Here is a 13931-nt window from a genome sequence, read left to right on the forward strand (position 1 = left end):
GAAGATGAGTGATGTATTAAGTCCTTCGCTACAGAAGAAGACCAGTAGCCACAAAGCTTTTCTGGACGATAATTTTTTGTTGCAATCTAAAACAGCGCAGCAATTATATCATGAGTTTGCCAAAAGCATGCCCATCATTGATTATCACAACCACCTACCGCCCGTGGAAATTGCGCAGGATAAGCAATTCGAAAACATCACACAAGTATGGCTTTACGGCGACCATTACAAGTGGCGGGCCATGCGCACCAACGGGGTGAACGAAGCATACTGCACCGGAGATAAAAGCGATTACGAAAAATTTGAAAAATGGGCGGCTACCGTACCTTATACGCTGCGTAACCCGCTTTACCATTGGTCTCACCTGGAACTACAGCGGTATTTCGATATCCACGAAATTTTATCCGGGGCTAATGCCCGCGAGGTGTTTGAGGCCTGTAACGCCAAACTGCAAACTCCGGAATATTCCGTGCGCAACCTGCTGCGCCGCATGAACGTGGAAACGGTTTGCACCACCGACGATCCGCTCGATTCGTTAGAACATCATCAGAAAATAAAACAGGATGGTTTCGAAATAAAAGTATTACCGGCTTTTCGTCCTGATAAAGCCATGAACGCCGACGAACCGGCCGCCGTGAATGCCTTTATCCAGAAATTGGAAGCCGTAACTAATACCACTATTACGAGCTACAACGATTACTTAACGGCTTTAAAGCAACGCCACGATTATTTTGCGGCTAACGGCTGCTCGGTTTCGGACCATGGACTGGAAGAAATGTACGCCGACGATTATACCGAAGCAGAAATTAAAGAAATCTTCTCTAAAATCCGTATTCAAAAGCCACTTGCGCTAGCAGAAGTAAGGCAGTTTAAGTCGGCGATGCTGTTCGAGTTTGCGCTCTGGGACCACGAAAAAGGCTGGGTACAGCAATACCATTTGGGCGCTTTGCGCAATAATAATCCCCGGATGTTGCGCCAGCTCGGCCCCGATACTGGTTGGGATTCTATAGGTGATTTCCGGCAGGCTCGGGCCTTATCTAAGTTCCTGGCCCGGTTAGATAGCGAAGATCGCTTAGCTAAAACTATTTTGTACAACTTAAACCCCGCCGACAATGAATTAATGGCTACGATGGTCGGAAACTATAACGATGGTTCTGTGCCGGGTAAAATTCAGTTTGGCTCGGGTTGGTGGTTTTTAGACCAGAAAGACGGCATGGTAAAACAAATGAATGCTCTTTCGAATATGGGATTACTCAGCCGTTTTGTAGGCATGCTCACCGACTCCCGCAGCTTTTTATCATTTCCGCGCCACGAGTATTTCCGCCGGATTTTATGTAACCTGTTTGGCGAAGACATTGAAAATGGAGAACTGCCCAACGACCTGGACTGGACAGGTAAGGTTATTCAGGACATTTGCTACCACAATGCTAAAAGTTATTTCAACTTTTAACTGGAATGACCAAAGTTTTTTGCTTATGATCTGCTTCTTAAAAATTTCGGATGGCAAAAGTAGGATGATTAAACAAAGTTATTCCTGCCTAAAATTTCTAGATAAGGTTTTTTTTAGCTAACCAGAAGTTATTATTTATTAAGCTGTTTATGGGGCTGGTGGAGGGAAGTTAAATTAGCCATCTGTGTCTAGTGTAATGCCGATGTTTGTGTTGTGAGAATGGGGTGTAATTTCAATTTAGAGTTTGATAAAAACTCACTCCCAAGGCTCTTAAATTTTTTATAACTTCTTAGTATGGTAAAATTATGCAACCAGTAGAATCAACTCCTTCTACCTCCAGACAGCCCTTAAACTCGGCTCAAAGTAAAATTGGCAGTTATCGTTGGACCATTTGTTCGCTGGTATTTTTTGCCACCACTATCAACTACCTGGACCGGGCTGTTATTTCTTTGCTGAAGCCTTACCTGACCATTGAGTTTAACTGGACTTCCGGCGACTACGCCGATATAGAAATTGCTTTTAAGTTTGCTTATGCTTTGGGTATGTTGGGCGTAGGCCGGTTGATTGACAGACTCGGTACTAAAATAGGTTATGCATTATCTACTTTTCTGTGGAGTGTAGCGGCGGTTGGGCACGCTTTTGTGAACAGTACCTTTGGTTTTGGCGTGGCAAGAGCTTTTTTAGGCATTACTGAGGCTGGTAACTTTCCGGCGGCAATTAAGGCTACAGCCGAGTGGTTTCCGAAAAAAGAACGCGCTTTGGCAACGGGTATATTTAATTCGGGTTCTAACGTGGGCGCCATTGTAGCGCCGCTAACGGTACCGTTAATTGCCGAAACATTAGGTTGGAAGTGGGCTTTTATCATTACTGGTGCAATTGGGTTTATCTGGTTGATTTTCTGGTTCATGTTTTATGAGGTTCCCGCCCGGCACGCCCGCTTAACCAAAGCGGAGTTTGATTACATTCACAGCGACGTAGAGGATTTAGCCGCAAATGCCGTTCAGAATGAGCCGAAAGTTTCTTGGTTTCAGCTACTAAAGTTCCGGCAAACTTGGGCTTTTGTATTGGGTAAATTTTTAACGGATCCGGTTTGGTGGTTTTACTTGTTCTGGTTGCCCGATTTTCTTGATAAACAATATGGCATTAAGGGTTTGGAAATTATGTGGCCGGTAGCCTTGGTGTATACTATTTCCAGTGTGGGTTCTGTTGGCGGAGGCTGGCTTCTGTTAAATTTTATCCGAAATGGCTGGCCGGTTTTTAAGGCCCGCAAAACATCCATGCTGATTTACGCCTTTCTGGTTTTACCAATTGTTTTCGCGCAGCAACTCGGGCAAATTAATATGTGGCTGGCGGTTTCTATAATTGGTATTGCCGCCGCTGCCCACCAAGCCTGGAGTGCGAATATATTTACCACGGCATCCGATATGTTTCCTAAAAAAGCAGTGGCTTCTATTACGGGTATGGGTGGTATGGCCGGTGGTCTGGGCGGAATTCTGTTATCTGCACTGGTTCAGAAACGCATGTTTGTGTATTACGAAAGCATTAATCAACTCGAAACCGCCTATTTTATCATGTTCCTGATTTGTGGCGGAGCGTATCTAGTGGCATGGTTAATTATGCACTTGTTAGCACCCCGATTAAAGCAAATAGAAGTGTAAGGATTTAAATTTAATCATTAAATAACTTCGGTAAGCCTTTTGGGAAAACCAAATACTACAGAGATACTCAGGAAGCACAGAATTAATAAAAAACATCTGAGTATAAGAGAAAGTAAGTAACAAATTGTAATTGATTTTCCTGTAGATTTAATTTTCGTGCTGTTTCGGAGGAATGTAGAAATGCGTTGCTAGAGACGTATTGGGTAAAATACTATTAGATTAGGCTGATAGGCAGCAATTAAGAGAAGCATACACCAGTTTGGCTGTGGAGAGCCTTCTAAGGTTCCGGTGCCGAGTAACGAGGCATTCCGACGAAGGTGGAAAAGAAGCTTAGACCAGCCCGAAAGAGCCAACCGAGGACCGCCGGCCACAAGGCAAACTGGTTACGGTACAAGTAAGATAGCACTGTAGCCTGGAGACTTGAAAAAGCTCAAAAGATAAACAGCCAATAGCACGACTTTAATATTTCATTCTGTTAAAGATCTAAAATAAATAATATATTATGGATGCCTTAGCTTTACCCGTGGGTACTACCCTCGACCGATTTATTATGCGCAAACAGGAAGATTTTCCTTTTGCCTCCGGCGAGTTATCTCAATTATTACGCGATATCGCCTTAGCGGCTAAAATTGTAAACCGGGAGGTAAACCATGCCGGCTTGATAAACATTGGGGGAGCCTACGGAAGTCAGAATGTGCAGGGAGAAGAACAACAGAAATTAGACGTAGTGGCGAATGTGCGTTTTATCCGGGCCTTGCGTAACGGCGGCGAAGTTTGCACCATTATTTCGGAAGAAGAGGACGACATGATTCAAACGGGAAACTGCCATGGCAAATACGTGGTCGCTATGGACCCTCTGGATGGGTCTTCCAATATAGATGTAAACGTTTCCATTGGCACTATTTTCTCGGTTTACCGGCGCAAATCGGCGTTTGATAAGGATGGTGATTTGCTGGATTGTTTGCAGGCGGGCACCGAACAAGTAGCAGCCGGATACATAATTTATGGTTCCTCTACTATGCTGGTGTATACCACTGGTAATGGTGTAAATGGTTTTACTTACGAACCATCTTTAGGCGAATTTTTTTTATCGCACCAGGAAATTAGGATTCCTGAAGAAGGTACTATTTATTCCTGTAACGATGGGAATTACTGGCAATTTAACGAAGGCGTACGGGCGTATTTAGATTATTGCCGCAAAGCAGGTTTTACCGCCCGTTATACTGGTTCCTTGGTGGGCGACTTTCACCGGAACTTATTAAAAGGCGGAATTTATTTATATCCTGCTACCGATAAGACCCCAAAAGGTAAATTACGTTTACTTTACGAATGCAATGCCTTAGCTTTTGTTGTGGAGCAGGCTGGTGGTTTTGCTTCCGATGGAAAAAACCGAATAGTAAAAATTAAACCGCAAGAGTTACACGAACGCACTCCTTTCATTATAGGCTCGCGCAAAATGGTAGAAACGGCGCTACATATTATGCAAGAAGAAAAAGATTGGCCTGTGCCGGCGTAATATTATTAGTACTATACTCAGACCAGTTAGTAAGTCAAAGGTCTGTTAAAAGGTTGTTTTTTAAAATTAGAAATTTATAAAATCGACCATTAGTAAATGGCCAAAAAGGCAACCTAACTTCCTATGGTATCTACCTTTATTTCAGTTAAGTCCTTATTCGGGAAAAACTTAGTATCCAATACCCTGGTAATAAATTCTTTTACCGGTTTATTGCTCTCTATTAACTGAATAAGCATTTCAATGGCAATCTGGCCCATTTCAAAAGCCGGCTGATGCACATAACTGATAGAAGGTTGTAAAAGGTTAATTACCGCCGAATTTGAAAAGCCAGCAATGCTGAGGTTATGGATATTGCCGGGGTTAAACTTTCTGAGAGCCGTCAGGCAGCCAGTGCTGAGCCGGTCGCTGGCCACAAAAATAGCGTCTGGTTTATCCGGCATCTGCAGAATTTTTTTTACGGCATCTTCTACTTCTTCGTAAATCAAGCCGCCGTGGTGGCAGTATTGCACATAATCTTCATTAAATGGTAGGCCATAGGCCTGCAGGGCCATTTTATAGCCTTCCAGTCGTTCGGGAGTAATGGAAAGATGGGGTGCATTGGCCAGGTGAGCAATTTTAGTTTGGCCTTCCTTAATAAGGTATTCAGTAGCTTCAAACGCGCCTTTTTTATTATTAACTATTACTTTATGGGTTTGTATTTCTTCCACAATTCGGTCAAAAAATACCATCGGCAGCCCTTGTTCGTGTAGCCGCTGTAGGTGGGATATATCCGTTGTTTCGGCCGACATGGAAACCAATAAGCCATCTACCGAGCGATTTGCCAGGTGCTGTACATTAATGGCTTCTCTCTCGTAAGAATCATGGCTTTGCGAAATAATGACGTGGTATCCTTTTTTATAGGCTATAGACTCAATGCCATTTATGGCCTGCGAGAAGAAACTATTGGCCACTTCGCATACAATTACCCCAATTGAGTAACTTCTTCTTTCTTTTAAGCTTAGGGCAATCGGGTTGGGTTTGTAATTTATTTTTTCGGCATAATCCATTACCAGGCGCTTGGTGTCTTCGCTAATTTCGTAGCTGTCGCGGAGGGCTCGCGAAACTGTAGAAGTAGATAATCCTAATGCTTTGGCAATATCTTTAATGGTGGTAGGTTTGTACATCCAGCCGATTTTTTAAATTTATTAACTAAATATACTCAATTTTTGCCAATAAGCCTTTAAATCCCTTTCCAGATTATTGGCCAGCCTAAGCTTCGGGTGGTTAAAAATGCAATCGATGCCGGTATCGATTGCATAAATAAATATTTTTGTTCCCTCAAATTATCAACAGATGTTCTGTAAAATTGAATAAAGGCAGTTAAAAAAGCACTTTTCTACTCGTACTCGGTGAGTTATAAATATTTATCAAAACCATGGGAAAATCCTTAAAAAAGTAAATCTGTTATTGATGAAAGCCATACAAAATAAATCGTGGGGGTTGAGTCTGTTGCTTTTAATGGCATTCACCTTTCCGCAGCAAAAAAAGATAAAGGTTTATTTAATTGGCGATTCAACTATGGCGATTAAAGAACCAAAAGCTTATCCGGAAACCGGGTGGGGCATGCCCTTTATTTACTTTTTCGATAATTCGTTAGAAGTAGATAACCGCGCAAAGAACGGTCGCAGTACCAAAACTTTCATCGCCGAGGGTCTCTGGCAACCGGTAGCGGATAACCTGCAAGAAGGTGATTATGTGCTCATCCAGTTTGGCCATAACGATGAGGTTAAGACCAAAAAAAGCTATACCACCGAAGAAGAATTTCAGAATAACCTTAAGCGGTATGTAACTGAAACCCGCCGCAAAAAAGCCATTCCAATTCTGCTCACTCCGGTTGCCCGCCGTAAATTTGATGAAAGCGGAAAAATTGAAGCGACCCACGAGGTTTATTCCCAACTGGTGCGCCAAGTCGCCCAGGACCAGAAAGTACCTTTAATTGACTTGGACCAGAAAAGCCAAGCTTTATTGCAACAATTTGGGCCCGAGACTTCCAAGTTATTGTTTTTACAATTGGCACCCGGGGAACATCCCAATTATCCCGCCGGTAAAGACGATAATACCCATTTCAGCGAATTAGGTGCCCGTAAAATGGCGCAACTGGTGTACGCCGAAATAAAGAATTTGAACCTGGAATTAGCCAACCGGTTTGTAAAACCTGAAACCAAGTAAATAAGATATAATCAGAAAAGAGACATGAAATATTTACTCTTGCTGGGGCTAAATTTACTAATGGCAATAACTTCGGTGGCCAAGCAAAAGTACGATTTTGTGGTTGCTCAAAACGGCAGTGGTAATTTTAAAACCGTACAGGAAGCTATCAACGCGGTGCCGGATTTCCGGAAAAAAATTACGACCATCTTTATTAAAAACGGTACTTACAGAGAAAAATTAACGCTGCCTACTTCCAAAACGCTGGTTACCTTTATTGGAGAAGATGTAAAAAAGACCATTCTGACGTTTGATGATTCTGCTCAAAAAAAGAACCAATTTGGTGAGGAATTAGGCACCACCGGTTCTGCCAGCTTCTATATTTTTGCGAATGATTTCACCGCCGAAAATATCACCTTTGCAAATAGTGCCGGTCCGGTGGGGCAGGCGGTGGCCGTCAGGATTGATGGGGACCGGGTATTTTTTCAAAATTGTCGGTTCTTAGGTAACCAGGATACGCTTTATACTTACGGCGAGAACAGTCGCCAGTATTATAAAAACTGTTATATAGAAGGCACCGTTGATTTTATCTTTGGCTGGTCTACCGCCTTTTTCGAAGATTGCCAAATTTTCTGTAAACAGACCGGTTTTGTAACAGCGGCTGCTACGATGGAAGGAGCCAAATTCGGTTACGTTTTTAAAAACTGTACCATTACCGGCAGTGCCATTGAAAATTCTTTTTACTTGGGCCGGCCCTGGCGCCCACACGCTCAAACAGTATTTATTCAATGCCAATTAGGAAAGCAAATAAACCCCGAAGGATGGCACAACTGGGACAAACCCAAAGCCGAAAAATTAGCTTTTTACGCTGAATATCAAAACACCGGTCCTGGAGCTAATCCCGAGACCCGGGTAAAATGGTCTAAGCAGCTAACCGACGAAGAAGCCAAGGAATATACCCGCGAAAAAGTATTAGGCGACTGGACCCCAGGTACGCTATATACGGCTCCACCACGGTAGTATAAAGGCGATAACCGAAAAGAGTTGCGGAGGTTTTGCGATTACGAATGAGTTTTAAGTAGAGTTTCTGGACACAGAGCCCCCGGAGCACAATAAAAATTTAAAATTTTACCTTTTCAATAGCACGCGTATGGATTCTGATAATAAATTTTTTAACCGGTTAAGCTTTTTTATTGGCCTTATTGCTTTATTTTCAACGGCCTGCCAGCCCCAACCCATTCATTCGACTGCCACTACTCCCATTACACCAGGAGTAAGCCAAACCAATACCACCGCTGATTTATACGCAGGGGTTGAATTTGCCATGCCCCGGGTAAAAGAACCACAAATTCCGGAAAATACCGTCCGTATTACTGATTTTGGCGCAGTAGGCGATGGTCTTACCAAAAACACCCATGCCTTTGAGAAAGCCATTGCTGCTGCCGTCGTCAAGGGTGGTGGCAAAGTAGTGATTCCGAGAGGTTTGTGGCTGACTGGACCTATTGTTTTGAGCAGCAATATTAACCTGCACGCCGAAGCTGGCGCCATGGTAATCTTCAGTAAAGATTTTAACGATTACCCCTTGGTAGAAACCAGTTTCGAAGGTTTAAATACTTACCGCTGCCAGTCACCAATATCGGGCCGTAACCTGGAAAACGTAGCTATTACTGGCAAAGGTACTTTTGATGGTTCCGGCGAAGCCTGGCGTCCGGTAAAAAAGAGCAAATTAACGGCTGCTCAATGGAAAACATTGGTAGGTTCTGGAGGAGTGTTAAGCGACGAAGGAAATACTTGGTACCCAACAGAAAATTCTAAAAACAGCGACACCAAAGATAACTTTAACGTGCCCAATTTTACCCGTAAAGAACAGTTCGAAGCAGTAAAAGATTTTATGCGGCCAGTAATGATAAGCCTGATTAGCTGCAAAAAGGTGTTGCTGGATGGCCCAACTTTCCAGAACTCACCCGCCTGGAACCTTCACCCCCTCATGTGTGAAGATGTCACCCTCCGTAACCTGAACGTGCGTAATCCCTGGTTTTCTCAAAACGGCGATGGCCTGGACCTGGAATCCTGCAAAAATGTGGTAGTACACGATAACATTTTTGACGTGGGGGATGATGCCATCTGTTTTAAATCTGGTAAAGACAAAGACGGCCGCGAGCGCGGCATGCCTACCGAGAATGTAATTGTAAAAAATAATGTGGTTTATCACGGTCACGGTGGTTTTGTAGTAGGCAGTGAAATGTCGGGCGGGGTAAAAAACGTGCACGTATCCAATTGTTTGTTTATGGGAACTGATATTGGTTTGCGGTTTAAAAGTACCCGTGGTCGGGGTGGGGTAGTGGAAAATATCTGGATTTCTAACATTGACATGATTAACATACCTACTGAAGCCATAAGCTTTAATTTGTTCTATGGCGGCAACTCCCCCGTACTGGAAGCCGACCAGAATGCCAGTATCGAAGCCCGCGACGAAAAATTAGTGCCGGTAACCGAAGAAACGCCCTCCTTTCGAAATATTGTTCTGAAAAATATTACCGTAGCCGGTGCCGATAAAGCATTGGTACTACAAGGCCTCCCCGAAATGAACTTGCAAAACGTAAGCCTGGAAAACGCTACCCTAAAAGCCAAACAAGGTATTTCTGCAGTAGATGCCGATGGCATAACCTTGAAAAATGTAAAAATAATCACAGAACAAGGTCCGGCCATTACCATTTATAACAGCAAGAATGTAGAGATTAAAGGCTTAACCTATTCGGATATAAAAGCACCGGTAGTGCAAGTACTAGGCCCTAAAACCCAGAATATAAACCTGGAAAAAGAAGATTTTCAAAACCCAAACACCCAGGTAGCCAAAGGAAAAGATTTGAACAGCAAAGCATTAGTATTAAGGTAAGAAGATTCTGGATAGTTTACCAATCCCAATTCCAGTTATTTTGAATCAAAAGACAATTTCTGGTTCCAGGTAGTTGAGAAAATTCACATACTGTTCTATGCGGAGAGGAGTTGCCGTATAGGTGGGGTTAGACAAAGTAATCATTATTCAATTAATTCCTTAGTTATTAACGTGAGTTCGAGGTAAGGGGGAACAAAAAACAAGGCTTTGCAAGTAAGAGGAGGTGGAAGCCAACCTTAAACGAGCAAAGCCATGAAAATCATTGCGATTTTTTGTCAAGTACACGATTTCTGGAAAGAATTTCAAGAAGAGTGGGAGAAAGTTTTGCTTTCTACAAGAAAGCGTAAGCGGGTAAGTAGTTTATGTATGAGTGAGGTCATGACGATTGTTATTTTGTTTCATTTCTCCCGCTACCGCACCTTTAAGGATTATTAGCAGCAGCAGGTTCTGAAAAGATATCGGCACTACTTCCCCACCTGGTTTCTTATAACCGCTTTGTCGAGTTGATGCAGGGCGGCACGGTGCCTTTAGCTTTGTTTATGAAAAGGCGACGATTAGCCCAAACTACAGGCATGGCTTTTATAGATTCTACTGCTTTACCGATTTATGAGAGTCCGCGTATTGTTCAACACCAGGTTTTTGCTGGTTTTGCGCAAAGAGGTAAGACCTCCACCAGGTGGTTCTTTGGTTTTAAGCTGCACCTGGTCATCAATCATCAGGGTGAAATCATCTCTTTCTGTTTCACAACTGGTAATACCGATGACAGAAAACCAGTAGAACAACTCACCCGTGGCAGGTGGGGCAAGCTTTTTGGCGACAAAGGCTATATCCGTCAAAGCTTACAAGAGAAACTCAAACAAAAAGGGTAGAACTCATTACTAAGCTTAGAAGCAATATAAAACCACAGGCCCTTCCATTCTGGGAGCAGTTGAGGTTGCGCAAATGAGCTTTGATTGAATCGGTCAATGACTTCTTAAAAAATACTTGTCAGATCCAGCATACGCGCCATCGAAGCAAACAAAACTGGCTGGTTAATCTCCTTTCCGGCCTTGTAGCTTATTCTTTCCTGCCTAAAAAGCCAATTCTTAAGTTTAATCTTAATGTAGAAACCTCGTTAACTCTATAATCTCTTAATTACATCGAACTCACGTAATGTTAAGTAGTGTTCGGAAAAGAACTAAGTATAACTCTGAGTCAGAGTACAAAGGTAAGCAGTAATTGGGAACGGTTGCTTCTAGGATACTGATATTCTAGTTATCGGAATCAAGAAATTAAATCCTGCTTAGAATCAGTAAAATATTAAAATATTGCTTTTTTTTGTTATCTTCATCCCCAACCTAGTTAGCTAAAATTTATTTTTTTATTCTGAGCGTATTTTGATTATTTCTGTTGCCATTCTTGTTCCTTCTCTATAACCTAATTAATGCTCCTAAATTCACCCTTTACAGAACCACATAATAGCACTACTACCTGGCAGGAATTTAGAACTAACCGGGATAACGAAATACTAAAACCGCTTTATCGCGATACCGGACAAAAACCTGAGCGCATGCGCCGCCAGATTTTTCATTACGAAACGAAGCAAATGTATTATATTCATCAGCAGGACTCTCTCCTAGATGAGCACTATCCGCTGGTGCAAGCCCAGGCGGAGCTAGAATATAATTGTTATTTGTACGCCTCTATTCTGGGCCTGAACCTGCCCGAAATAAAGGCCTTAAGTTTTTACCAGGATGCTGAATTACATATTGCCCATATGGTACTGGCTACGCAAGAGGTACCGGGTACGCGCCTAGCTGATATTTTGCCGGACGAAACAATACCGGCCTGTCTTCGGAAAGAGCTGGCACACCAGGCGGCCTGGGACGCTACTAAGATCACAATAAGTTATGGGGATAACGACCGCAAACCTAAAAACATGATTGTTACTAATCCATTCACTCATGATTGCCAGTGTCATCATGTTGATTTCGAATACGCCATGAGTGCCGATTATGTCAGCTTAATTGATAATTGGTTTAGCGAAGATATGCCCCGGGAGTTTGGCCGGGATATCTGCCTTAGCCGGTCAGCCGTGATGGAGCTGGTTCTGGATTTATTAAACCGGGTACCTGGCTTGCCCTTGGGCGACTTTAGAAACAGAATTATTCAAAATCTGAACCAAGCGATTGCCGTAATAAAAACGCACCCCTCCTTAATGGGTACTATTTTATAACTGGTAGCTGGGGTTTGTAACAGTACAAGCCTCCGCTATCTGGGTAAAGACTTCCCCCATCTCGGGTACTGTTTCAATGGGCAAAAGAGGCCCTGAACATTCGAAATCTAAAGGCAAGTTTCCAACCTTAATGACTGCACCGGTTTCTTGTAGAAATACATCCATCGGGGTGTCGCCCGCCCCTATAAATTGCTTCAAGGTACGCCCCAACTGGTTGACAAATGCATGCGCCCCGGTGAGCTTGTTTACCCCAGTGGATGTGTAAAAATCTTGGAAGTTACGTTGGAGGAATGTGCCGGCAAGATGATCTTTCTTTACTAATAAAAAAATCATACTAATATCTTCGGCTTTTAGATGGTTTTCCAAAATAGCGAGGCTGCTACTGTACACATGGGAGGCGCTTGGATAGGATTGCGCTATCTCCCCTACCTGGGTTTCTACTGAGGTCCAGATAATTTCGCCTTTGGTCCAATCCCGGGGGTAGTAAAAAACAGCTATATCGGGTACCTGCTGTTGCACTAATAATTGGATATTGGCTAAACAACTCTGAATATCGGCCTGTTTTAAGGGTTGGGCTCCGGCCTCGGTGAAACGATATTCTTGGTTTTCTCCTAAGGAGATATAGCCCCATTGACTACCGTTTAACGAAATGACCGGAATCGGCTTTTGGGCAAGAGGATACAATACAGCCGCAAAAGTTTTGATGATGGATAGGGGAAAGCGGATGGTGTTGAGGATAATGGGACAATTACGCTGGTATAATTTGTTTAACCCGGTTTGTACTTCTAGGGGGATAATAAATTTTCCGTTTCGTTGCAGGACAATCGTGCCATCTAAATCCGTCAGGAGCCCGCCGTGTTGCCTGAAAGTGGGTTGGCTAATAAAATTCTGAATTAATTTTTTCTGTTCTTCCGTGAGCGCCATATGCTTAATCTGAAATTGCCTTTGCCTCGCTACCTTCCCGCAGTTTTAGGGCATTTAGTATACGATAAGCACATAAATAGTTTGGACCCAGAGAAAACATATAGGCCCCGGTTTTAATCTCCTAAAAAGACCCTATTTCTTGAAGATGGTACCAAGCCATTTAACATATTCCTATTTACAAGGATTTCATCAAGTCTCAGAATGGTGAAAATTACCAGGTACCGCTGATTTGCGGTTTTAAACACTTACGAATGGGGCGGATAAGAGTAGATGGGGTTAAATTATTTACCCGTTTGTTTCTCTACTAAGATTTGAATCTCTCTTCGTAAAGCGGCTACTTCTTGTTGTAAATTCTCTATTTGTTTTGTTCCCGCTATTTCGGCGGCTTCATCTTCGGCGTCCCGGCCTATAAAGTAGGTGGCCAAGGTAGCCGTAAAGTAGCCGAATACCGCCAAGCCAAACAGGGCGAGCAGAAAACATAAGATGCGCCCCTCGGGTGTTTGCGGCCAGTATTCACTACCTAAGGAAGATAAAAGCATCAGGGTCCACCACAAAGCTTCCCCATAACCTTTAAAGCCCGATGCCACTTCCTTTTCAAAAGCGTACATCCCTCCGGAGCCTAATAAAGTTACCAGCAGGGTGGAAGCTAATACATACCCAAACCCCCGCCGACGCATGCTCGTCCCTAAGCTTTTGAGCCCGCGGTTCAGCGAACCAATCACCTTGACGAGTCGTAGCCCCCGAATGGCTCTTAAACTGCTTAAAAGCCGAAAAGCACGGACCAACCGTAAAATACGCAGAGCCGGAATGAGCAAAGAAATAACTGTGAGCCAATTGGTTTTGAGGAAGGTCGTCTTGGAAGGGGCTAATAGTAATTTTAAGCCAAAATCCAGGATAAAAATAACCCATATAAAACTACTCAGCAACTCCAATAAGGGAGTTAGGCCTTTCACCAGGTCCATGATGAGTAAAACCAGCCAGAGAAATCCCAGTACAACCATAGGACCCTCCAGCAAATCTTGTAAGTGGCGCAGCAACTCGGTGCGTTCTTTATTTAATCGTTCTTTACGGGATAAATGCTTCAT

General features: G+C 43.2%; 11 protein-coding genes and 1 pseudogene. 8 read left to right on the plus strand and 4 right to left on the minus strand.

Translation table 11 applies throughout. The annotated features are described in order from the left end of the window. The first annotated feature begins 4 nt into the window (after nt 1-4). Both uxaC and HUW48_RS03165 read left to right on the plus strand, forming a co-directional pair. Nucleotides 5-1450 (plus strand): glucuronate isomerase, encoded by a 1446-nt coding sequence (uxaC, locus tag HUW48_RS03160; RefSeq protein ID WP_182414290.1) that lies wholly within the window; start codon nt 5-7, stop codon nt 1448-1450. A gap of 305 nt (nt 1451-1755) precedes the next feature. Then, complete coding sequence (locus HUW48_RS03165; protein ID WP_182414291.1) at nt 1756-3108, plus strand: MFS transporter; 1353 nt, start codon at nt 1756-1758, stop codon at nt 3106-3108. Nucleotides 3109-3296: 188 nt separating this feature from the next. On the opposite strand, the gene HUW48_RS03170 is transcribed toward HUW48_RS03165, so the two are convergent. Then, entirely contained in the window at nt 3297-3479 is a 183-nt protein-coding gene (locus HUW48_RS03170; RefSeq protein ID WP_182414292.1) for a hypothetical protein, read from the minus strand. A gap of 131 nt (nt 3480-3610) precedes the next feature. Between HUW48_RS03170 and fbp the strand changes: the two genes are divergently transcribed. Next, the gene (gene fbp, locus HUW48_RS03175; protein WP_182414293.1) at nt 3611-4624 is read left to right on the plus strand and encodes a class 1 fructose-bisphosphatase; all 1014 of its coding nucleotides are present in this window, start codon (nt 3611-3613) and stop codon (nt 4622-4624) included. A gap of 113 nt (nt 4625-4737) precedes the next feature. Here the strand turns inward: fbp and HUW48_RS03180 are convergent, their stop codons facing one another. After that, nucleotides 4738-5787, minus strand: coding sequence for a LacI family DNA-binding transcriptional regulator (locus HUW48_RS03180; RefSeq protein ID WP_182414294.1), 1050 nt, complete (start codon nt 5785-5787; stop codon nt 4738-4740). Nucleotides 5788-6073: 286 nt separating this feature from the next. Here HUW48_RS03180 and HUW48_RS03185 point away from each other — a divergent pair, with 286 nt between their 5' ends. The 5 genes and pseudogenes from HUW48_RS03185 (at nt 6074) to HUW48_RS03205 (ending at nt 11922) form a co-directional block, all read left to right on the plus strand. Continuing rightward, a complete protein-coding gene (locus HUW48_RS03185) occupies nt 6074-6832 on the plus strand; it encodes a rhamnogalacturonan acetylesterase (RefSeq protein WP_182414295.1) in 759 nt (252 codons plus the stop codon). Nucleotides 6833-6856: 24 nt separating this feature from the next. After that, on the plus strand, nt 6857-7831 hold the full coding sequence (locus HUW48_RS03190; RefSeq protein ID WP_182414296.1) for a pectinesterase family protein: 975 nt from the start codon (nt 6857-6859) through the stop codon (nt 7829-7831). Between the two features lie 130 nt (nt 7832-7961). Next, nucleotides 7962-9707: a glycoside hydrolase family 28 protein gene (locus HUW48_RS03195; protein WP_182414297.1), complete on the plus strand. Its 1746-nt coding sequence runs from the start codon at nt 7962-7964 to the stop codon at nt 9705-9707. 252 nt (nt 9708-9959) lie between these two features. Continuing rightward, nucleotides 9960-10833: pseudogene (locus HUW48_RS27670) on the plus strand (IS982 family transposase). A 297-nt stretch (nt 10834-11130) separates the two neighbouring features. After that, nucleotides 11131-11922: a hypothetical protein gene (locus tag HUW48_RS03205; protein ID WP_182414298.1), complete on the plus strand. Its 792-nt coding sequence runs from the start codon at nt 11131-11133 to the stop codon at nt 11920-11922. Here HUW48_RS03205 and HUW48_RS03210 read toward each other — a convergent pair. Then, on the minus strand, nt 11917-12846 hold the full coding sequence (locus HUW48_RS03210; RefSeq protein WP_182414299.1) for an HAD hydrolase family protein: 930 nt from the start codon (nt 12844-12846) through the stop codon (nt 11917-11919). The two genes, HUW48_RS03205 and HUW48_RS03210, sit on opposite strands and share 6 nt — an antisense overlap. Nucleotides 12847-13127: 281 nt before the next feature. Then, nucleotides 13128-13931, minus strand: a complete 804-nt coding sequence (locus HUW48_RS03215; RefSeq protein WP_182414300.1) for a potassium channel family protein — start codon at nt 13929-13931, stop codon at nt 13128-13130.

Source organism: Adhaeribacter radiodurans (genome assembly GCF_014075995.1).
GTDB classification, from domain to species: Bacteria; Bacteroidota; Bacteroidia; order Cytophagales; family Hymenobacteraceae; genus Adhaeribacter; species Adhaeribacter radiodurans.

What these genes read in the sequence shown, in the direction of transcription:
- uxaC (WP_182414290.1), top strand. Translation starts at nt 5, where the DNA reads ATGAGTGATGTATTAAGTCCTTCGCTACAGAAGAAGACCAGTAGCCAC.
- HUW48_RS03165 (WP_182414291.1), top strand. Translation starts at nt 1,756, where the DNA reads ATGCAACCAGTAGAATCAACTCCTTCTACCTCCAGACAGCCCTTAAAC.
- fbp (WP_182414293.1), top strand. Translation starts at nt 3,611, where the DNA reads ATGGATGCCTTAGCTTTACCCGTGGGTACTACCCTCGACCGATTTATT.
- HUW48_RS03180 (WP_182414294.1), bottom strand. Translation starts at nt 5,787, where the DNA reads ATGTACAAACCTACCACCATTAAAGATATTGCCAAAGCATTAGGATTA.
- HUW48_RS03185 (WP_182414295.1), top strand. Translation starts at nt 6,074, where the DNA reads ATGAAAGCCATACAAAATAAATCGTGGGGGTTGAGTCTGTTGCTTTTA.
- HUW48_RS03190 (WP_182414296.1), top strand. Translation starts at nt 6,857, where the DNA reads ATGAAATATTTACTCTTGCTGGGGCTAAATTTACTAATGGCAATAACT.
- HUW48_RS03195 (WP_182414297.1), top strand. Translation starts at nt 7,962, where the DNA reads ATGGATTCTGATAATAAATTTTTTAACCGGTTAAGCTTTTTTATTGGC.
- HUW48_RS03205 (WP_182414298.1), top strand. Translation starts at nt 11,131, where the DNA reads ATGCTCCTAAATTCACCCTTTACAGAACCACATAATAGCACTACTACC.
- HUW48_RS03210 (WP_182414299.1), bottom strand. Translation starts at nt 12,846, where the DNA reads ATGGCGCTCACGGAAGAACAGAAAAAATTAATTCAGAATTTTATTAGC.
- HUW48_RS03215 (WP_182414300.1), bottom strand. Translation starts at nt 13,931, where the DNA reads ATGAAGCATTTATCCCGTAAAGAACGATTAAATAAAGAACGCACCGAG.